This window comes from Mesorhizobium sp. USDA 4132 (assembly GCF_056279545.1).
Genome location: NZ_JBWCCP010000001.1, coordinates 599,683 through 616,119, shown reverse-complemented (window position 1 = coordinate 616,119; position 16,437 = coordinate 599,683). Strand labels below are relative to the sequence as shown.

Annotated in this window: 28 protein-coding genes and 1 tRNA gene; 14 read left to right on the top strand and 15 right to left on the bottom strand. The window is 60.3% G+C overall.

Going from position 1 to position 16,437, the window contains the following annotated elements:
- Window positions 1–152: 152 nt before the first annotated feature.
- The 12 genes from ACZ9IU_RS03190 to ACZ9IU_RS03135 all read right to left on the bottom strand — a co-directional run bounded on the left by ACZ9IU_RS03190 (window position 153) and on the right by ACZ9IU_RS03135 (window position 7,170).
- Window positions 153–518 carry an HNH endonuclease gene (locus ACZ9IU_RS03190; RefSeq protein WP_038539535.1) on the bottom strand — a complete coding sequence of 122 codons (366 nt, stop codon included), beginning with the start codon at window positions 516–518 and terminating at the stop codon, window positions 153–155.
- 209 nt (window positions 519–727) lie between these two features.
- A complete protein-coding gene (gene nusG / locus ACZ9IU_RS03185) occupies window positions 728–1,390 on the bottom strand; it encodes a transcription termination/antitermination protein NusG (RefSeq protein ID WP_244447466.1) in 663 nt (220 codons plus the stop codon).
- Window positions 1,380–2,537, bottom strand: coding sequence for a helix-turn-helix domain-containing protein (locus ACZ9IU_RS03180; RefSeq protein ID WP_080719264.1), 1,158 nt, complete (start codon window positions 2,535–2,537; stop codon window positions 1,380–1,382). Before ACZ9IU_RS03180 ends, nusG begins: the two co-directional genes overlap by 11 nt.
- The gene (locus ACZ9IU_RS03175; protein WP_038539527.1) at window positions 2,534–2,833 is read right to left on the bottom strand and encodes a hypothetical protein; all 300 of its coding nucleotides are present in this window, start codon (window positions 2,831–2,833) and stop codon (window positions 2,534–2,536) included. The genes ACZ9IU_RS03180 and ACZ9IU_RS03175 overlap by 4 nt, the downstream gene beginning before the upstream one ends.
- Window positions 2,830–3,480, bottom strand: a complete 651-nt coding sequence (locus ACZ9IU_RS03170; RefSeq protein ID WP_038539524.1) for a hypothetical protein — start codon at window positions 3,478–3,480, stop codon at window positions 2,830–2,832. Before ACZ9IU_RS03170 ends, ACZ9IU_RS03175 begins: the two co-directional genes overlap by 4 nt.
- Window positions 3,477–3,863 (bottom strand): DUF4031 domain-containing protein, encoded by a 387-nt coding sequence (locus tag ACZ9IU_RS03165; protein WP_038539521.1) that lies wholly within the window; start codon window positions 3,861–3,863, stop codon window positions 3,477–3,479. Before ACZ9IU_RS03165 ends, ACZ9IU_RS03170 begins: the two co-directional genes overlap by 4 nt.
- The gene (locus ACZ9IU_RS03160; protein WP_038539518.1) at window positions 3,860–4,414 is read right to left on the bottom strand and encodes a hypothetical protein; all 555 of its coding nucleotides are present in this window, start codon (window positions 4,412–4,414) and stop codon (window positions 3,860–3,862) included. The genes ACZ9IU_RS03165 and ACZ9IU_RS03160 overlap by 4 nt, the downstream gene beginning before the upstream one ends.
- Window positions 4,411–5,823, bottom strand: a complete 1,413-nt coding sequence (locus ACZ9IU_RS03155) for a hypothetical protein (RefSeq protein ID WP_038539515.1) — start codon at window positions 5,821–5,823, stop codon at window positions 4,411–4,413. Before ACZ9IU_RS03155 ends, ACZ9IU_RS03160 begins: the two co-directional genes overlap by 4 nt.
- Window positions 5,823–6,047, bottom strand: coding sequence for a hypothetical protein (locus ACZ9IU_RS03150; protein ID WP_038539512.1), 225 nt, complete (start codon window positions 6,045–6,047; stop codon window positions 5,823–5,825). The genes ACZ9IU_RS03155 and ACZ9IU_RS03150 overlap by 1 nt, the downstream gene beginning before the upstream one ends.
- On the bottom strand, window positions 6,044–6,259 hold the full coding sequence (locus ACZ9IU_RS03145) for a hypothetical protein (protein ID WP_038539509.1): 216 nt from the start codon (window positions 6,257–6,259) through the stop codon (window positions 6,044–6,046). The genes ACZ9IU_RS03150 and ACZ9IU_RS03145 overlap by 4 nt, the downstream gene beginning before the upstream one ends.
- Before the next feature lies 1 nt (window position 6,260).
- Entirely contained in the window at window positions 6,261–6,704 is a 444-nt protein-coding gene (locus ACZ9IU_RS03140; RefSeq protein ID WP_038539506.1) for a phage regulatory CII family protein, read from the bottom strand.
- Window positions 6,705–6,924: 220 nt separating this feature from the next.
- Window positions 6,925–7,170 (bottom strand): hypothetical protein, encoded by a 246-nt coding sequence (locus ACZ9IU_RS03135; RefSeq protein WP_038548648.1) that lies wholly within the window; start codon window positions 7,168–7,170, stop codon window positions 6,925–6,927.
- Between ACZ9IU_RS03135 and ACZ9IU_RS03130 the strand changes: the two genes are divergently transcribed.
- Complete coding sequence (locus tag ACZ9IU_RS03130) at window positions 7,169–7,960, top strand: XRE family transcriptional regulator (protein ID WP_244447465.1); 792 nt, start codon at window positions 7,169–7,171, stop codon at window positions 7,958–7,960. The two genes, ACZ9IU_RS03135 and ACZ9IU_RS03130, sit on opposite strands and share 2 nt — an antisense overlap.
- Before the next feature lie 186 nt (window positions 7,961–8,146).
- Here ACZ9IU_RS03130 and ACZ9IU_RS03125 read toward each other — a convergent pair whose 3' ends face one another.
- On the bottom strand, window positions 8,147–8,314 hold the full coding sequence (locus ACZ9IU_RS03125; RefSeq protein WP_157885056.1) for a hypothetical protein: 168 nt from the start codon (window positions 8,312–8,314) through the stop codon (window positions 8,147–8,149).
- 99 nt (window positions 8,315–8,413) lie between these two features.
- Between ACZ9IU_RS03125 and ACZ9IU_RS03120 the strand changes: the two genes are divergently transcribed.
- The 13 genes from ACZ9IU_RS03120 (at window position 8,414) to ACZ9IU_RS03060 (ending at window position 15,143) form a co-directional block, all read left to right on the top strand.
- Window positions 8,414–8,674, top strand: coding sequence for a hypothetical protein (locus ACZ9IU_RS03120; protein ID WP_038539499.1), 261 nt, complete (start codon window positions 8,414–8,416; stop codon window positions 8,672–8,674).
- Between the two features lie 5 nt (window positions 8,675–8,679).
- The gene (locus ACZ9IU_RS03115; RefSeq protein WP_038539495.1) at window positions 8,680–8,910 is read left to right on the top strand and encodes a hypothetical protein; all 231 of its coding nucleotides are present in this window, start codon (window positions 8,680–8,682) and stop codon (window positions 8,908–8,910) included.
- Window positions 8,907–9,080, top strand: a complete 174-nt coding sequence (locus ACZ9IU_RS03110) for a hypothetical protein (RefSeq protein ID WP_157885055.1) — start codon at window positions 8,907–8,909, stop codon at window positions 9,078–9,080. The genes ACZ9IU_RS03115 and ACZ9IU_RS03110 overlap by 4 nt, the downstream gene beginning before the upstream one ends.
- Window positions 9,081–9,143: 63 nt before the next feature.
- Window positions 9,144–9,488, top strand: a complete 345-nt coding sequence (locus tag ACZ9IU_RS03105) for a YfdP family phage-associated protein (protein WP_038539491.1) — start codon at window positions 9,144–9,146, stop codon at window positions 9,486–9,488.
- A 28-nt stretch (window positions 9,489–9,516) separates the two neighbouring features.
- Entirely contained in the window at window positions 9,517–10,500 is a 984-nt protein-coding gene (locus tag ACZ9IU_RS03100; RefSeq protein WP_080719263.1) for a DUF2303 family protein, read from the top strand.
- Between the two features lie 83 nt (window positions 10,501–10,583).
- Window positions 10,584–10,904, top strand: coding sequence for a hypothetical protein (locus tag ACZ9IU_RS03095; protein WP_038539489.1), 321 nt, complete (start codon window positions 10,584–10,586; stop codon window positions 10,902–10,904).
- Window positions 10,897–11,313 carry a hypothetical protein gene (locus tag ACZ9IU_RS03090; protein WP_038539486.1) on the top strand — a complete coding sequence of 139 codons (417 nt, stop codon included), beginning with the start codon at window positions 10,897–10,899 and terminating at the stop codon, window positions 11,311–11,313. Before ACZ9IU_RS03095 ends, ACZ9IU_RS03090 begins: the two co-directional genes overlap by 8 nt.
- Entirely contained in the window at window positions 11,313–12,197 is an 885-nt protein-coding gene (locus ACZ9IU_RS03085) for a phage Gp37/Gp68 family protein (protein WP_038539484.1), read from the top strand. Before ACZ9IU_RS03090 ends, ACZ9IU_RS03085 begins: the two co-directional genes overlap by 1 nt.
- Window positions 12,194–13,186: a hypothetical protein gene (locus ACZ9IU_RS03080; protein ID WP_197569339.1), complete on the top strand. Its 993-nt coding sequence runs from the start codon at window positions 12,194–12,196 to the stop codon at window positions 13,184–13,186. Before ACZ9IU_RS03085 ends, ACZ9IU_RS03080 begins: the two co-directional genes overlap by 4 nt.
- A gap of 13 nt (window positions 13,187–13,199) precedes the next feature.
- The gene (locus ACZ9IU_RS03075; RefSeq protein ID WP_162182326.1) at window positions 13,200–13,394 is read left to right on the top strand and encodes a hypothetical protein; all 195 of its coding nucleotides are present in this window, start codon (window positions 13,200–13,202) and stop codon (window positions 13,392–13,394) included.
- A gap of 183 nt (window positions 13,395–13,577) precedes the next feature.
- Window positions 13,578–13,778, top strand: coding sequence for a hypothetical protein (locus ACZ9IU_RS03070; protein ID WP_038539472.1), 201 nt, complete (start codon window positions 13,578–13,580; stop codon window positions 13,776–13,778).
- The gene (locus ACZ9IU_RS03065; protein WP_038539467.1) at window positions 13,775–13,990 is read left to right on the top strand and encodes a hypothetical protein; all 216 of its coding nucleotides are present in this window, start codon (window positions 13,775–13,777) and stop codon (window positions 13,988–13,990) included. Before ACZ9IU_RS03070 ends, ACZ9IU_RS03065 begins: the two co-directional genes overlap by 4 nt.
- A 202-nt stretch (window positions 13,991–14,192) precedes the next feature.
- Window positions 14,193–15,143: a site-specific integrase gene (locus ACZ9IU_RS03060; RefSeq protein WP_157885054.1), complete on the top strand. Its 951-nt coding sequence runs from the start codon at window positions 14,193–14,195 to the stop codon at window positions 15,141–15,143.
- A gap of 31 nt (window positions 15,144–15,174) precedes the next feature.
- On the opposite strand, the gene ACZ9IU_RS03055 is transcribed toward ACZ9IU_RS03060, so the two are convergent.
- Together ACZ9IU_RS03055 and ACZ9IU_RS03050 are read right to left on the bottom strand one after the other, a co-directional pair.
- Window positions 15,175–15,248, bottom strand: a tRNA-Gly gene (locus ACZ9IU_RS03055).
- 53 nt (window positions 15,249–15,301) lie between these two features.
- Entirely contained in the window at window positions 15,302–16,396 is a 1,095-nt protein-coding gene (locus ACZ9IU_RS03050) for a 2'-deoxycytidine 5'-triphosphate deaminase (protein WP_038539461.1), read from the bottom strand.
- Window positions 16,397–16,437 lie beyond the last annotated feature (41 nt).

The following is a 16,437-nucleotide window of genomic DNA, read 5'->3' as shown; positions in this document are numbered from 1 at the left end:
ACCCCACCCCTCCGGAATGGGGTCGCCAAGCAGGTCGAAATTCGTGTTCACGAGAAAAAAATCTCCGAATGAGAGGGGTGCGGGTCTAGGGGTCGGGGGCCTTCCAGACTTTCGACCCGCCCCCCCCTATGAGGGGTCGAGCCTTCGGCCGGTCACCATCGAGCCTGCGCTCGCTCTTCCCTCTGCTTCAGCCTGTCGTGGCATGGCTTGCAAAGGCACTGCAGGTTTTGCTCATCCCAGAACAAGGCCTCGTCGCCATGGTGCGGCTTCTTGTGGTCGGCGACGAGCTGCGATGTGTTCGGCTCAATCTTGCCGCATCCGGCCATTTGGCAGATGAAGAGGTCACGAACCAGAATGGACATACGCAGCTTCTGCCAGCGCGCCGTCTTGTACCACTTGCGATGCTCAAGGTTCTGGTCGCGCTCGCGGTGACGCTCCCGCTCATCATTAGGGAGTCGACCGATACGAGGTGCGAGAGTGGATAGCTTCGGCTTCAGTGTGGTGAGACGAGGCGCCATACTCTAGACATGACAAAGGCGACCTCTCGGTCGCCTCATCATCTGCTCATAGCGGTAGCACTTGCCTTGAGTCGGCGCCTCCGTTTCGAGGCCGTCAAAGCTGGGGTAGGAGGCCCTGTTCCGTGACACCTTTCGGCGTCGTCTGGCCCGATCAAGTCGGGCGATGATGACGGTGAGACACTCCTACGTGTCCAATGCTGATACGACTCTCACACCTTCTTCAGGAACGCAAGAGGGATGCTGGCAAGGTCGAAGGACCGTCCCTGGACATCGATGCGTACGCTGGCCTTGGCTTCCCGGCACCACTTCACCGAGGTGACGACACACATGAACCCGGCGAACGGACCCATGACAATATCGGCCCTGTCACCATCCTTCATCGTCTTGTCGACAGCCACCCGCGGCGCCTCGGTATTTTCGCAAAACCGTCTGAAAACATCGACATCCGCGTCCCGAATCACATGATAGGAACCGCTCTTGCTGCCAACGATATCGACGACATGATCATGGCTTTTCAGCCCCAGGAAGGCCGCTGCAGATGGCACGATGCGCACCAGCATGTAGCCCGGAAAGCAAGGAACATTGCGTTCGACCTTGCGCCCACGACGCACTTCGACCAGCAATTCACGCGGCATAAACGCCTCGATACGCGAAAGCCGCAAGGCATTTTCCACAGACGTTTCGCAATCTTTCTTGACCTGCAGGCAGTACCAGCGCGCCTCCCAGAGCTTTTCATAGACGCGATCGACGCATGCGGCGTGCCGATTCGTTGCCTCTTCACCCATCTCCCGCACATCCCTCGCGATCTTCTCCATGCCCCGCGTCACGTCCACTTCATTGCCTTCGTGCATCATCGTGATCCTACGCTGCATCAACATCGCCCTTGCCCTCGTTCAACCGTGCCTGAAATTCCGCCATCGCGTCTTCCGGCTCGCCCGCCGGGAAGAAGAACCACTCGTGATCGCCATCCGGGAACCACGGCCATCCCATGCGTTCGTGCAGCCCTTGCCAACGCAGGTATCGCTCGTCACCACGGCGCATTCGCTCGAAGCTTTCTGATAGAGAGACCAGCTTCGGAGGAACGGATACGGCCTTTCCGTCCGTCACCATGGCCGAGGCTTTGGGCCACCCGTATTTCGCCGTGCGCTCCCGCTCCAGCTTTCGAGCTTCTTCGGCATCACGCATCTGGTTTCGCTGAAAGTGCGTCAGCGCCGGCCATCCCGTCGTCGACATGGGCTTGGAGAGCTCGGCGAGGAACAGCGCCGTCCACGGCCGGCTGAATGCCTTGTGCATGGTCGGCGGCGCGATCTCGTCTTTCGGGTCTTCAAGCCGACGCCAGGCGCGATCGGCGAGGTAGACGGCCGCGAATGTGAACTTGGCGGTCTTGGTCGCCCTCACTGCTGCGATGAACGCTGGCGTGCGTTCGATGCATGCGGCCCGATCTTCAGGCGAAAGGGCATGGAAGGCGCGACGGGCTGCCTCTTCGCTGCTCGAAAGATATGTTGGCCAGGTCGGGTACCAGGCCTTGAACTTGCGCTCTATTTTTTTCGGATCTTCATCCGAGCCAGCGCATGCGCCCTCTCTCTCGGTTAATATTACCGGTTCTATTACAGGTTTCTCTTTAGAGGACTCCAGTGTCCGGTTCAAACTGTCAGAAATGTCCGGTTCAAACTGCTCGATTTGTCCGGTTGAAGCCGAATTTGAACCGGGCAAATTGTCCGGTTGATCTTCTGTCGGCGCGGCACGGAACCCATCTTCGAAGGCAAGGGCATACCGGTTGTTTTTGCGATACTTCCCGTCGCGCTGCTCAGTCCAATTTATGAGGCTCTTTCCTCGCAGATTAGCCAGCAGCCGGCGCACCGTCCGCTCGTCAATCTCGCAGGCTTCAGCAAGGTAATCTTGGGAAGGGAAGCATCCCTCGACAGGATTATGGCAGTCAGCGAGATGCCACAGCACCCGCGCTTCCGCACAAGTGATGCCGCGCACCGTGACGGCCCACATGGTCGCTTTGTGGCTCATCCGCGCCCCTCATCGTCCGTCGTCACGCCATCCGCGACGCGCCAAAGACGCCCGTTCGCAGCGGAAAAGCTCATGATGTGAAGAAGATTCCCGTCCTCGCGCCGGTCCTCGCGCAGGATGGAAAGAATGGTGTCGAGGTAGCCGAGCCCCTCGCGAAAACCCGCCATCTGAAGCCAGCGGCGGATGAATGCCTCGTCGGAAATCATCGTCGAAAACGGGCAGGCCAGCAGCCAGGCCGCCATTTCGCGATGGCCGGTACAGTCGGCGATATCAGGGCGAAGCAGGCGGTATTTCACCGGCCGATCTCCCGTTCGATGCGCTTGGACAACAGGCGCAGCTCGTCAAGCTTCGGCACCATATCCTCCCATGCCTTCCGGCAGTCGGAGGCGGCGACATCCGCCCGCTTGGCTAGATCGCAGACCGTCGACGCCTGCGCGGCAAGAGCCGCCTGCTTTTCCAGATATTCGTCAAACAGCGGGTTCGAGCCTGCCGGCCCGAAGAATTCCTCGCGCAGTTTTAAGACCCAATCGCGCGGTACGCCGAGATCCTTGGCGACCGCGTTATCCGTCCAGGGCGCCTTGTAGGCATCCTTGCCATATACCTCGTCGAGCTTTTCCATGATGATGCGACGGTCCTCACGCGTGCATTCACGCGGCGGCTCCGCCACGGGCCTGGTGGCCTTGACGGTCTGGTCCATGCTCTTTTCCTTCCGGGGTTTGCGGCGCTTGGCGCAGGCTGGGCAGAGATCCTTTCGCGGCGAGCTGCCGACGATCCAGTTCATGCCGCGAAAATGCTCGGTAATGGCAGGCGGCGGCCTGGGTACGCCGCCCCGTTTCTGCGGGTAAAAACCCACTGCCGGGCAACCCGAGCAGTCTATGCGATAGGCTACCGCCGAGATGCCGCCCGACGAGATTCGCTCTTCTGGGAACGTTCTGAAGATCATAACGGCAGCCTTTCCTGCCGTTCGGCCCGGAGCGCCTCGATCTGAGCTATCCGGCCTTTCTCGCGCTCAGCCCATTCCTCGTCGCCGCGTTCGACCGCCACAGCCAACCGCAGACGCGCGGAATGAAGTACAGGTCCGAACCTGTCGGTCTCGATCGCACCTGCCCTCACCGCAAGCGCCCGCTTCGACTTGGCTATGTCGAAATGTACCCAGCTCGCGTTGCGGTGCTTTCCGAAGGAAAGCGTTGGATGCCCCTGAATCCACTTCCGCTGCACGCCGATCCGATCGGCCATTGCAAGCAGTTCTTGCTCGGTGTCGGCCCACATGTGGCACATCACCATGTTTCCGAATGCCGCCGCCATATCGTCGACATAAACGCTCATGCCGCTCCACCCCTCTGCCAGGTGTAGTAATCGGCGCGCAGATGGAAGAAGCGCTTGCGCGCAGCCTCGTCGCTGTTCAGTTCCGCTTTCGAGGAAATGTTGAGCAGGCCCTTCATTCGGGTTTCGGCCGCGATGCGGGAGGTGATCACGCCGTCGATCCCTCGCGTTTCAAGGAAGCGCCAGAATGACGTCTTCTCGCAGAGCGATTTCGCGATAAAGCCGTAGTTCTCGGCACGTTTGCGGCCGATCAAACGGTCCAGCTCGGCCTGCAATTCCCGCACGCGCTGAACGGCGCGGCCGACGAACCCGAGGAAGAAGAATAGGTGGTCAAGCGCGCCGGCGATCAGATCCTGCTCGTCCGGCAAAGCTTCGTGGTGGATCGTGAGGATTTTGACCTCTTCCCCTGTCGCCCTCCGCGAAATCACATGGATGCCGTCCCGATCGGCCTCCATGTCCCAGACATCACCAGCCACGCGACCCGCAATGTCGCGCAGCTTGTTGAGCTTGAGCTTTTCCCTTTCCCGGTCGGCATGCGCAGTCGCATCGGTCATGCGTCCTCGCTTTCCGGCTGCCGCGCTTCGGCCTCGTCATCCACCACGGCCGCCAGGTCCGCCGGCACATAATCCTTCCAATCGACCCGCCGGATGGTCGTCGGCGTCGCATACGTTCCGTCCGGCTGCATCTCCCAGATGAACCACGCCGTGTTCATGCTGCTGTTGGCCTTGTTGCCCTCCCAGCCCTCGCGGTGCATCATCGGAAGCCGCCGTGAGAACCACCAGATCCGCGCGGGCGAGCATTCGTCGAGTGCGAAATTCCGGTCGTCGTCGTCGAACCCGCCGAAGAAGTTGACGTTTAACAGAAGGGCCATCTTGCGCGGGCGATGGACGCGCAGCGCATGCGCGACGAAAGCGTTCAACACCGTCCCGTAAGGCGGGTTGGTGACGATATCGAAATCTCCATCAACATCAGGCGGCGCCGACGTGAGAAAATCCTCGACCTTCTGGACCTCGCCGAACTGGTCGGCTGTACCGTAGTCAATGAGGTCGGCGAGGATGAGATCATCCCAACCCGCCGCCTCCAGATGCCGCACGATTGCGCCCTTGCCGCACGCGGGCTCGAATATCGTCGAGCAGAAGCTTTCCAGTCCCAGAAGCGTGAACATTGCTTCCGGACCGGTCTGGTAGAGATTGTCGCCGCGCTCTTCCTTGGTCGCCGTCTTGGTGCCGATCGAGGCGCGCAGGTTGGACCGGGAAGGTTCGAGGCCGGCCTGCAGCCGTGCGGCAATCGCCCGTTCGGCAATACCAGGCTCACGCCGGTCTGCTTCCAGCAGCTGTTTCGCGTAGTGCAGATCCTTTCGGGTCAGGCCAGCTTCTTCGGCCGTGAAAGCGTTCTCGTCCGGAACGCTTTTCGGGCGACCTTTCAACGTCTTGCCTTCCGCCTTTGCCTTCTCCCACTCCTCGGCAATCCGCATTTTCGTGCGGACTTCGATGCTCAGCGCGTCCGCCTGGATACGGTGGCAGGCCTCAAGGCTTTCCTTCAGCCTGAACCGGGCCGAGAATCGCCCGCCGGCCTTCGCCTGCTCATAAATGCCCTCAGCAAGTTCCCGCGCCGCCATCACGTCGCCATGGGCGAGCAAAGCCCGAGCTGCGCCCAGTTTTGCCTCCATCGCCGCGACGCCCGATCCGGCCGGTTCACCAGCGGACGCAACCGGCACGGCGACGCCACCGGCGATCTGGCTTTCCAGCCAGGCCAGCATCTGCCGCGCCTTTTCGGTCGGATACCACTTCGCCCCGTCCTTCGAATCGCGGTCGAGATAGCCGTTCCCGTTGGCCTTCGCCGCTGCCTGCCGGTCGGATTGCCGCTTGCCGTCATCGAATATGCCGCCCGCTACCGCAGTGCGGATGATTTCGAGCCCGCGAGCGCCAGGGACGGCAAAAGGCTTCTTTCCAGAATAGGCCATCACTCGCACCTCGCGAGGCGCCGGAGATAATCCTTGCCCTTTTCGGTGATGACAAAGGTGAAGCGGTCGCCGACACCATGATCGAGATACCCGGCGGAGAAACATTCTCCGGCCAGCGCCAATTCATCGGCACCCGTGACGCAGATCGCGCCCGAATTCATAACGGCCTGCCGCAGGAAGGCGCGGGCATGGCCACCGATCGGCTGGATGATCGTGGCGGTCATTGAAGAACCCCGCCGTCGTCATTCATCCTGTGGCGCAACCCATCCAGCGCCGCCTGCAGCGCGACATGCGCGTCGACGTCGTCGTGGCCACGCTTGATGCAGGCATAGGCGCAAGCCGTGGCGGCCGCGCCAAGCGCTTCGTCGTCGCCTTCGGGGAGATTGCTCGCCACGAGGTTGACGAATGCCCGCGCCTTGTCGGAGACATTTCCCATCTCATCCTCCCATCATTGAAAAGAGCCGCGCGAGATCCTGCTGGGCGGCGACGATGCGGCTGCGCACTGCGGCCCGCTCGGCAGCATCGATCCTCCCGTCCTCGATCGCGCGCACGACCTCACGCACGACGTCGTCAAGCACCCCATCGAGTTTTAGGACTGCGGTCGGCGTGAGCGACGTTGCCGGCGCGATCGGTTCGTTGCGAACCAGGCGGTTCATGGCATCGAGGAAGAAGGGATGCGAAGTCCGCCGATCCAGCGCCACGGCAAGGTCGAGACGGATGTAGCTCGATACCCATTCCGATCCGGTCGAGGCGTATTTCGTCAGGGTCGACGAGGCGACCCCAATCGCATCGGCGGCGCGGCTAACCCCGCCGATGGCGTCATAGCTCGCGGCCGTCGCGGCCTTGAGAGCTTCCTGTTCTTTGGCGTCGAGTGAGCGCACGAAAATACCCCTGAAAATCGGTCAAGGAAAAAAGGTGGATGGTTTGATTCCGTGAATGCCGCTTCGAGGCGGCCTAAGATCCGCCTGTCAAATCACGGGGGACCGCATGTCATCTGCAGGAAAAGAAAGTCGCCGGAGCTTCGAGGTCCGCCACTCCGGCGACAGTTGGCGCGGCCTATGCCTGAAAAGCCGCGCGGGAGGAACTTATGAAAGAGGCTCATCATTCTGCGGCCTCCTGAAGCACTGTCTGTTCGCGAGCCGCGCAGTTGGCCTGATAAAGTTCTGCGGGGCCGAGGTCGGTAAGTTGAATCAGAGCATCCCAGTAGCGATCCGGGACGCCGGTTTTCGGCCACTTGTAAATCGCATCGCGCGTCAGGTCGTGGCCTCGCCTCTCCAGCTCGGCCTGAACAGCCGCCGGCCCCCCAGCTACCTTAATGACGTCCCTGATCGAAAGAGCTTCACTCATGCTGAACAAATACTGGATTATAAATCCAATTACAAGGCGCCGGAAATCCAATCCGGAATTTTTATCCGGAACTATGATGCTTGATATGGAATGGTGGAAACGACTTGATCAAGCCCGCAGGGAACTTGGCTGGAATAAGGCTGAGTTGGCTCGCCGTTCAGGCGTGCCTTACGACAACATCAATAAATACCTGCGGGGGGACATTGATCAACCTCGCGGCGATGTCATGCAGAAGCTCGCAGACACAGTGAGCAAGCCGCTCCTTTGGCTACGGGACGGACTGGACGCCGCGGATGCCGATGCATTCCCGGTACGCGAGCGTATGACATCGGCAGCAATCGTCGGAACGGTAGAGGCCGGAACCTTTCGGGAGGTGGATCAATTCGATCAGTCCGAGAGTGAGTACATGACTTTGTCGCCCGACGAACGATTCCCAAACGCCCGCTTGCTTATCTTCAATGTCGGTGGAGATTCAATGAACGATCTCCGTCCGCGAGCGATCTTGCCTGGTGACCGTGTCGTGTGCGTTGTATATGAGGATGTTGCGCACGAGGTACCCTTGAGAGACCGAATGGTTGTGGTGGTTGAGCGCACACGAGACGGCGGACATATCCGCGAATGGTCCGTAAAACAGGTTGAAATATACCAGGACCGGACTGAATTCCACCCGAGGTCGACCAACCCCAAACATAAGCCGATTGTGGTGCAGCGTGACATGGCAGCCGACGAAGGCACCACAGTTGAAGTCATCGCGCTTGTGAGGAAGATACAGAACGAGGTTCCTCTTTAGGATCGCCTGCGCGATACCCCGAACAGGCGTCCAATCGTTCCCTCACAACGGCGACAGGAAAACCGCAACGATCCTAGGAAGCCGCTTTCCATCAACTCGTCCTCGTCAGACGGCGCATCGTCCACGTTCGGAACCTCGACAGCCCTCAAGGATTCCCGAAGGCAGTTCTCACATCGAATGTGCAGCTCAAAAATCCGCACCTCTCGGCTCATCTCCATCTGCATTTTGTTCTCCTTTGGTTCCTACTGAATCCATAAGCGCAACCGAGAGTCTAGGCGAATCAGCAAGTTGGAAAATAAATCCAACAAGCAATTGACCTTTCCATAAATTGGATTTAATTTCCATTTCATCCAAGCCGCACCCCGGCGAGGATACCCCGCAACGAGAGGGATCGGCGCGCCACCACAAATCGCGCGCCCATCCAGCGGGGTCCCCCTCAAGATGGAGAGAACCATGCGCCAGCAGATCCAGAACCATAACGCCTACCCCCTTTGCAGGAACCGCGACGAGCAGGTCGCCTGCGTTGCCGAAGCGATGCGCCGGCTCGGCGAAGGCTGCACTTCCGACGACCTCAAGTCCTGCCTCGGCATCACCGAGGTCCAGCTGAAGGCAGTAGCCGACGATGCCCGCGCCCGCGCCGTCACGCTCAGCACTGTCCAGACCCGGATTTCCGTCCCGGCCCTCCGCGCCGGCAATTTCGAAAACCGGATCTGACGTCCATGCCGGCATCCGATCACATCTTCGACCAGCGCGGGCTCAACCTAAAGAACCCGCCCGCAGCTGCGGCAAAGGCCCAGCCGCAGACGCAGTTCCGCGTTCACCTCGCGGACGGCACCAAGCATGACGTTCTCGCAGCGTCCGCCGCAGATGCCGGCAAGTATGTCGAGAAGCGGTTTCCCGGCATCAAGATCACCAAGACCAAGCGCATCGCCGAACAGGTGTCGGCATGAACACCATCCGCGTCATCCCGTTTGCCGTCGAGGCGCGTCGGCAGCAGAGCCGCAAGGATCTGCTCGACATCCTCGCGACCGTCCAGTTCTGGCGGACGCGCGCTGTCGAATTCACCTTCCTCAGCACGATCGTCTTCTACATCGGCTTCGAGATCGCCCGCCGCCTCTGACTGGCGACAGGCAAACGTTCGTCACCCTCGGGCCGGCCCCGAGAGGCAACCGGGGACAAACCCATGAAAATTCGTGACGCCAAAACCCTGTTGACCATGCTGGAATCCGGCAAGGTCAATGAAGATCTGAGCGCGCAGCTCACCTCGACGATCAAGGCTCTGCTGGACATGTCGAGGGACAACCCCCGCGGAAGTTTCAAATCCCGCGTTTCGCTGCATCTCGACCTTCTGGTCGAGGACGGCGGAGAGATGGTGGAGATCAATCCGAAGATCCCGGCCCCCAAGCTTCCAGAACTGAAGCGCCGGACCACCGTCTACTTCACGACCGAAGACGGCGGCCTTTCCACCGAGCACCCCCAACAGATGGACATGATCGGCGGCCCTCGCGAGATCGTCCACACCCGCTAACCCACCCCGTCAGCAAAGGTAAATGACCATGACGAAGACCGAAACCGACAGCGCGTTGCTCGAAAGCGCGGCACAGCCGTTGCTCAACCTCGCCGCATCCCCCGACCTCCAAGACCTGAAACTGCTCTGCGATAAAGCAGGCTCGGAAATCACCCTGGTTACGAACCTCGCTGAAGCGCTTGGCCTACCGGCTAGCATTCCCGTCTTCATCGATCGCCAGTCCGGGCGCCCGATCAGCCTGAAATCCTTGCTCGACGAGTGGCGCACATCGCCCGAACGTAAGTCCGGATCGGCGACCGTCAACGTGCTGGAGAGTTTCATCAACCTCACCAAGCGCCACGCGACCTCCCACAGCGTCATCTTCGCCGATACGAACTGGAAGAGCCCGTCTCTGACGGCCATCATCGATTATCATCAGAACGAAAGCGGCGGACCGGCCGACAATTGCAAGCACCGTATCAAATATCCGTTCCCCCTGACGGAAGAGTGGTCCGCCTGGGTCGCGAACAACGGAAAGGTGCTCAACCAGACGCAGTTCGCCGAGTTCATCGAAGATCACCGCGCCGATCTTGCTTCGCCGCATGATGACGAGGTCACCTATTGGCAGGAACTGCTTGGTGGCAAGATGGCCTATCCGAACGAGCTGCAGATGCTGTCGCGCGGCCTCAAAATCCACGCCGAGACCAAGGCCAGCAGCGCTGTAACGCTGGCAACCGGCGAAGGCGAGATCGCCTGGGAAGAAACTCATACCGCGAGAGACACGAAGGGCGGCAAGATCGTAGTGCCGAGCCTGTTCATGATCTCGGTTGCGCCTTTCTATCAGGGCGAAAAGGCACGCGTGCCGGTGCGACTTCGCTACCGGTTGCCGCAGGGCGGCGGCGCAGTCGCCTGGTTCTATCAGCTCTATCGCCCCGACATCTACATCACCGAGCAGGTGATCCGTGATCTCGACCGGGCCGCCAGCGAAACCGATCTGCCGGCATTCCAGGGCAGCCCGGAAATGTCCTCCTAAGCCCACTTCGGTGACCGCCGCCCCGCGCCTTGAGGCGCGGACACGCGCGGCGGCATCCGAAACGGGCTTCTGAGGAGCGCATCATGAGCAGAGTTGATACGAGACTGACGGTGTGGACGATAGACGAGGACGCCATTCGCAAGGCCTTCCTGTCCGGCGAGCGTCCCGGCGCCATCGCCAATCGCCACGGAAGCCAGGCATATGGCGCGGTCGCCGGCCTGATCTATGCGAAAAAGCGGACCTGGCTTGCCGCCGAGCCCTTCAGCCGTGAGCTTTCGGACGCCCATCGCATCGTGCTGCATAAGCACGTCCAGGGCGACAACGGCAGCCACGTCGTCCGCATTCCGCTTCCGCGCGTCTCGATGCATGTCCGGGCGCTGACGGAGGGTCACACCAATGGTTGAGGCGACACGTCTTTATCGGCTCATCAACCCGTCCGACTGCATCACATTCCGCGCCACGCTGGACGAAGCCGCGTGCATGGCTGCCGTGTTTCGTAATTCGATGCTTTTCGTCCACGATGAGGAAACGGACGAAGCCCCTTCGATCGAAAATGCGGCCGCCATTCGCGACGCAATTTTTGCCAGCGCCGACCGCATCGCCGGCTATGCCGACGCATGGGATTCGCTCCTGGTCGCCGACAGGCATGAACGATTTCTATTCGAGAAGGCGGTTGAAGGGATGTCTGCCGAGCAGCGCCAGCAGTTCCGAGCCGAATATCACGACCGCCGCCGGACGTCCCTGAACGACATCTGTAGCCGCGCGTGGCAGATCGCCATCGATCTCCGTGCGTGTGAGCCGGAGGCCGCGTGATGGCAGAGAATTCCGCGATATCGTGGACGCACCACACTTGGAATCCATGGATGGGCTGCACCAAGGTCAGTCCTGCTTGTGACGGCTGTTATGCCGAGGCGCTCATGGACAAGCGCTACAGCAAGGTGAAGTGGGGACCCAAAGCCGATCGGGTCCGCACCGGCGTTGCAAACTGGAGGCAGCCGTTCCGATGGCAGCGCCACGCCGAAGTGGCGGGAGACCGGCCGTTTGTGTTCTGTGCCAGCCTCGCCGATATCTTCGACAACCAGGTCGACCCGCAGTGGCGGACCGAGGCTTTCGACGTCATGCGCCGCACGCCGAACCTCGTCTATCTGCTTCTGACGAAACGACCCCAGAACATCGTCAAGCTCTCGGATGCAGCCGGCGGCCTGCCGGCTAACGCCGCACTTGGCACGACGACCGAGGATCAGAAGCGGGCGGACTACAATTTTCCAGCGCTGAAGGTGGCCCGCATCGAGCTGCGGCCGTTGTTCACGTTCGGCAGCCTTGAACCCGTACTTGGTCCGACCGTGGTCCCGCGGGAATATATGCCCGACTGGATCATCACCGGCGGCGAGTCTGACCAGATCGGGCATCCCTCCAGGCCGACGCATCCCGATTGGTTCCGGTCCCTGCGGGATCAGAGCGCAGCCGCTGGGATTCCATTCCACCACAAGCAGAACGGTGAATGGCTTCCGTGGCGCCCGATCGACGGCAATCCGGACCGGCGCCCGATCGCGCACGTGATGCAGAACGGCTCGGAATATTATCCGGGAAATTTTTCGTCCCCGCTCCAATCGATGATCAAGGTCGGAAAATCAGCGGCCGGCCGCCTTCTCGACGGTGTCGAGCACAACGCTTTCCCGGAGGTAGCCCAACTATGACCTTCACACCAAAGATGCTCACGGACCTCGCGTACTTCTTCACCAACACCGATCGCTCAGCTTTGGAGCAGGCAGGCATCATCAATCCGGGCAAGTCGGGCGACGACAAGTGGAAGCGGTATAACCACAACTTCGATATTTTCATTCTCAAGTCTGATGAGCAGCAGCTCACCGTGCTTGCCAAACTCGTCAACGATTACGTCTCGTCGTTCTCCCCACCGCCCTCATCACATAGGGTCGGCTTCACTGCTGCGGAGATCGAGCAAGCCGCAGCCAACTACGACCGCATGGCGTCGGTATACGAAGCCCGCGCCGCCGATCCGGCTTGCGAAAATCCAGCCCATTACCGGCGCGCTGCGGAGAACCAGCGGCAGGAAGCGAGACATATCCGATCTGCATCGCCCCAGGAACATATGCTGCGCTTGGCCGTCGCGGCTGTCTTGGAAGCCGACACGGAATTTCGTTCGAATATGATGCCGGGCTGGGAAGGCGACCCGCTCTCCGATGAGATCGACGGCCTTCGCAGGATTTTCGAAGCCTCACCACCGCCCCAACCGAATGTGCGGGTGACCCCGGAGATTGCGGCTCGCGTTCTTTACGAGAATTGGTCTGGTCTAGCTAACCTGCCAAGCCCCGCCCGTGAACTCGCATCTCAGGGGCACTTCTTTTCAGCGTTACGCCTCTTATTCGAGCCGGATGCCGATCTTACGAAGCCACCGAAAGCCACCAGTTCGCTGGACGACTTTCACCCCGACGACATCGCGGTTGATCGCTTTGCCGCCGCCATGAAAGCCAAGCTCGCCAGAAAGCGCGATGAAGGTCGAGGCGGCTGGGAAGACAAAGACGAGTGCTCGCAACTCTTCCTGTCGCAGCTCCTTCGCGAACACGTGGAGAAGGGCGACCCGCTCGATGTCGGAAACCTCGCCATGATGCTCCACCAACGGGAGGAGCGCATCTCGTCTCTCCTCGAAACATTGCAGGGGGAATGAGATGGGAAGCGTGATGGACCAAGAGCGCCCATGGGAGCGTGATGCGAAGCCGGAGGGCGCAACGCTCCGGGAGCGGATCAAGGATGTTCTCCGGGACAAGAACCGCCTTCACGAAACGGTGGAGCAAATCGTCTGCGAGCTTGAACGCTTAGAAGCGATGATCACTACCCCATCGCCGCAAACGAAAGCTGGAGGCGAGCATGAATAGGGCGGAATCCATCCGGCATAACATACCGCTCATCCTTCAGCAGGTTCGCGGCAAGCGCCGTCATGAAAGACAGATGATCTATGCCGTCATGCGGCTTGGACCATTAGGCCCTCCCCTCGTCATTGTCGGCTTAGTCGGCTTAGTCGCCTTGGCCGCGCTTGCCGCAGAGCGAGAAACGTCGAAATGAAAACGCTTCGATTCCTCACCCTCCACCGGTACAATGTCATCGACCTTCTGACGGCGATCATGGTTGCGACGTACCTCGCTGATCGGGCTTTCCTTGCCGCGCTAGTCTGGTTCGCCGTTTCGTTTCCGTTGAATGTTGTTTTCGCTACTATCGTCCGCCTTCGCGACAAAAAGAAAATCCAGGAGGACGCCCTGTGAGCAAGGTGGCCTTCAAGCAGGCTGATATGGAGCGGATTTTCAAGGCGGCCGCCAAAGCGGGCGCCGTGGTCCAGATGGATATGAAAACGCTTATCGCGACCATCTTGCCGCTCGATCCCGAAAAACTTGTTGACGGCGAGGGCAATTCGCTGGGCAACCTTCCATCGGGCAACTTCGCCCCCGATGGAAAGGAGAATTGGGATGAGGACTGATAGGCCTGGCTACCAGTGCCGGCCAAGGAAGGACGGTACGCCCGTCCATTACTGGAACCCGCAGCGAGCGGTGAAAGGCGCATCGAAAAGCCTTTCGATCATCCGCTTACCTGACGAAAGTACCGACGAACAGATCACGGCCGAATGCCAGCGCCTTACCAACCAGCTGCGAGCTGAAGTGAGGAAGGCGGGAGCCGAGCCCGTGTTCGACGGCACCATCAAGTCGCTGATCGACCGATATCGCCACGACAAGACGAGTTCGTGGCATAGCGTGAAGCACTCGACCCGCATCCGCGACTATGAGCCAAGCCTGCGAGTGCTGACGAAGAACGTCGGCGATCGTGACATCAATGTCCTTCGAGGGTCCGACTTCAATCGCTGGTTCAGCCAATGGCGGAAGAAAGGTCATCGACGGGCAAGCGGAGCAATGAAGCTCCTGCGCATCATCCTGTCCTACGGCGCAGGCGAGCGGCTGCGAGGCTGCAAGCAGGCACGAGACATCCTGTCGGATATGCGCTTTGAACTTCCTGCATCCCGCGATGTCGCAATGACCTACGATCAGTGCCTCGCAATCGTGAAGATGAGCGCGGAGCTCAAATGCCCCTCGATCGGGTTTGTCGAGGCGTTGAAGTTCGAATCGGCGTTGCGCCGCATCGACGTGATCGGCGAATGGGCGCCGCCAGAGGAAGGTGGAGCGTTCCGCTGGAGAGGCCCAACCGCGCAGAGCCTGTCCAAGGACCTCATCCTCAAATTGAAGACGAGCAAGAATGGCGCAGAGGTCGCTCGCGATCTGAATGCCATGCCGCTCGTCGCCGAGGCCCTGAAATCCTACACTATCCCAGAGATCGGCCCCATCGTCATCGACGAGGATCACGGCAAGCCGTACTGGGAAAACCGCTATACGGAGAAATTCCGGAAAGTGAGAGACAAGGCCGGCGTTCCTGCGAACGTCTGGTCGATGGATTCGCGCGCAGGCGCGGTTTCAGAAACGGTCGAGGCGACCGGATCCCTGGCGCTTGCCAGCGAACTGGCGACGCACTCGACAACGAAGATGACAAAAAAATACAGCCGCGGCGATGGTCTTGAGACCAGCCGTCGAATCGCTGAAGCACGAACGGCGAACCGCCTCAGTGCAACGGCAGTGAAACAGTGAAACGCGATTTTCTTTAAGTTATTGAAGTTGCTGGAGCGGGTGAAGGGAATCGAACCCTCGTATTCAGCTTGGGAAGCTGCTGCTCTACCATTGAGCTACACCCGCGTCAGGTTTCAGACTTCCAACAGACGGCCTCGCCTGTCAAGCCGGAGGTGAGGTCAGGCGCGAAAATGCTTGGACAGTTTTAGGCCCTGGGCCTGATAGTTGGAGCCGAGACCCGTGCCGTACATGCCTTCGGGCTTGTCCATCATGTGTTCATAGACAAGGCGACCGACGATCTGGCCGTCTTCGAGGATGAAGGGCACTTCGTGGCTACGCACTTCGAGCACCGCCCGGCTGCCCCGTCCCCCTGCCGCCTCGTGGCCGAAACCCGGATCGAAGAAACCGGCATAATGGACGCGGAACTCGCCGACCAGCGGATCGAACGGTGTCATTTCGGCGGCATAGAGCGGCGGCACGTGCACCGCTTCGCGCGAGACGAGGATATAGAATTCGTCCGGATCGAGGATCAGTTCGTTGCGGCCGCGGCTGTAAAGCGGCTCCCAGAAATCGAAGATGTCGTGCTGCGCCTTCTTATCGACGTCGACGACGGCCGTGTGGTGTTTGCCGCGATAACCGATCAGGCCGACGCTATCGCCGGACAGATCGATCGACAGGGCGATGCCGCCGCCTGAGACATTTGGCTTGGCGGATGCGACCAGGGTTTCGTCGTTGTGGAGTTGCAGGAGGTCCGGCTCGCTCAGCAGCGCATTGCCGACCCGGAAGCGTATCTGCGACAGACGCGAGCCGCGGCGCACCACGATCGGGAAGGTACGCGGCGAGATTTCGAGATAGAGCGGCCCGGAATAACCGGTCGGGATCTTGTCGAACTCCTGCGCGTAATCGGTGATGACGCGGGTAAAGATGTCGAGCCGGCCGGTGGAGCTTTTCGGATTGGCGGAGGCAGACATATTGGCCGGCAGATCGAGCCGCTCCATCAGCGGCACGATGTAGACGCAGCCGGTTTCCAAGACCGCACCTTCGGAAAGGTCGATAACGTGCAGCTTCAGCCGATCGAGCTTATCGGAGACCAGGCTCGTCGGGCCCGGCATGAAGCTGGCGCGGACGCGAAAAGCCTTGGCACTCAAGCGCAGGTCCAGGCTTGCCGGCTGGACCTGGTCCCGATCCAACTCACGTTCGGAAATCAGCCGTCCACTGTCGAAAAGCGCCGCGATCGCGCGGTCCGCCAAAATTCCTGTTTCGCGAGCCATCATGTCTCTCTCAAGTTTTCGAGGCGAACAAAACCAAATGCGAG

Coding starts and splice junctions, on each gene's coding strand:
- ACZ9IU_RS03170 (WP_038539524.1), bottom strand. CDS start 3,480: ATGATCTTCAGAACGTTCCCAGAAGAGCGAATCTCGTCGGGCGGCATC.
- ACZ9IU_RS03150 (WP_038539512.1), bottom strand. CDS start 6,047: ATGACCGCCACGATCATCCAGCCGATCGGTGGCCATGCCCGCGCCTTC.
- ACZ9IU_RS03145 (WP_038539509.1), bottom strand. CDS start 6,259: ATGGGAAATGTCTCCGACAAGGCGCGGGCATTCGTCAACCTCGTGGCG.
- ACZ9IU_RS03135 (WP_038548648.1), bottom strand. CDS start 7,170: ATGAGTGAAGCTCTTTCGATCAGGGACGTCATTAAGGTAGCTGGGGGG.
- ACZ9IU_RS03075 (WP_162182326.1), top strand. CDS start 13,200: ATGGACCAAGAGCGCCCATGGGAGCGTGATGCGAAGCCGGAGGGCGCA.
- ACZ9IU_RS03120 (WP_038539499.1), top strand. CDS start 8,414: ATGCGCCAGCAGATCCAGAACCATAACGCCTACCCCCTTTGCAGGAAC.
- ACZ9IU_RS03130 (WP_244447465.1), top strand. CDS start 7,169: ATGCTGAACAAATACTGGATTATAAATCCAATTACAAGGCGCCGGAAA.
- ACZ9IU_RS03100 (WP_080719263.1), top strand. CDS start 9,517: ATGACGAAGACCGAAACCGACAGCGCGTTGCTCGAAAGCGCGGCACAG.
- ACZ9IU_RS03090 (WP_038539486.1), top strand. CDS start 10,897: ATGGTTGAGGCGACACGTCTTTATCGGCTCATCAACCCGTCCGACTGC.
- ACZ9IU_RS03105 (WP_038539491.1), top strand. CDS start 9,144: ATGAAAATTCGTGACGCCAAAACCCTGTTGACCATGCTGGAATCCGGC.
- ACZ9IU_RS03095 (WP_038539489.1), top strand. CDS start 10,584: ATGAGCAGAGTTGATACGAGACTGACGGTGTGGACGATAGACGAGGAC.
- ACZ9IU_RS03165 (WP_038539521.1), bottom strand. CDS start 3,863: ATGAGCGTTTATGTCGACGATATGGCGGCGGCATTCGGAAACATGGTG.
- ACZ9IU_RS03155 (WP_038539515.1), bottom strand. CDS start 5,823: ATGGCCTATTCTGGAAAGAAGCCTTTTGCCGTCCCTGGCGCTCGCGGG.
- nusG (WP_244447466.1), bottom strand. CDS start 1,390: ATGCAGCGTAGGATCACGATGATGCACGAAGGCAATGAAGTGGACGTG.
- ACZ9IU_RS03115 (WP_038539495.1), top strand. CDS start 8,680: ATGCCGGCATCCGATCACATCTTCGACCAGCGCGGGCTCAACCTAAAG.
- ACZ9IU_RS03070 (WP_038539472.1), top strand. CDS start 13,578: ATGAAAACGCTTCGATTCCTCACCCTCCACCGGTACAATGTCATCGAC.
- ACZ9IU_RS03050 (WP_038539461.1), bottom strand. CDS start 16,396: ATGATGGCTCGCGAAACAGGAATTTTGGCGGACCGCGCGATCGCGGCG.
- ACZ9IU_RS03180 (WP_080719264.1), bottom strand. CDS start 2,537: ATGAGCCACAAAGCGACCATGTGGGCCGTCACGGTGCGCGGCATCACT.
- ACZ9IU_RS03085 (WP_038539484.1), top strand. CDS start 11,313: ATGGCAGAGAATTCCGCGATATCGTGGACGCACCACACTTGGAATCCA.
- ACZ9IU_RS03110 (WP_157885055.1), top strand. CDS start 8,907: ATGAACACCATCCGCGTCATCCCGTTTGCCGTCGAGGCGCGTCGGCAG.
- ACZ9IU_RS03190 (WP_038539535.1), bottom strand. CDS start 518: ATGGCGCCTCGTCTCACCACACTGAAGCCGAAGCTATCCACTCTCGCA.
- ACZ9IU_RS03080 (WP_197569339.1), top strand. CDS start 12,194: ATGACCTTCACACCAAAGATGCTCACGGACCTCGCGTACTTCTTCACC.
- ACZ9IU_RS03160 (WP_038539518.1), bottom strand. CDS start 4,414: ATGACCGATGCGACTGCGCATGCCGACCGGGAAAGGGAAAAGCTCAAG.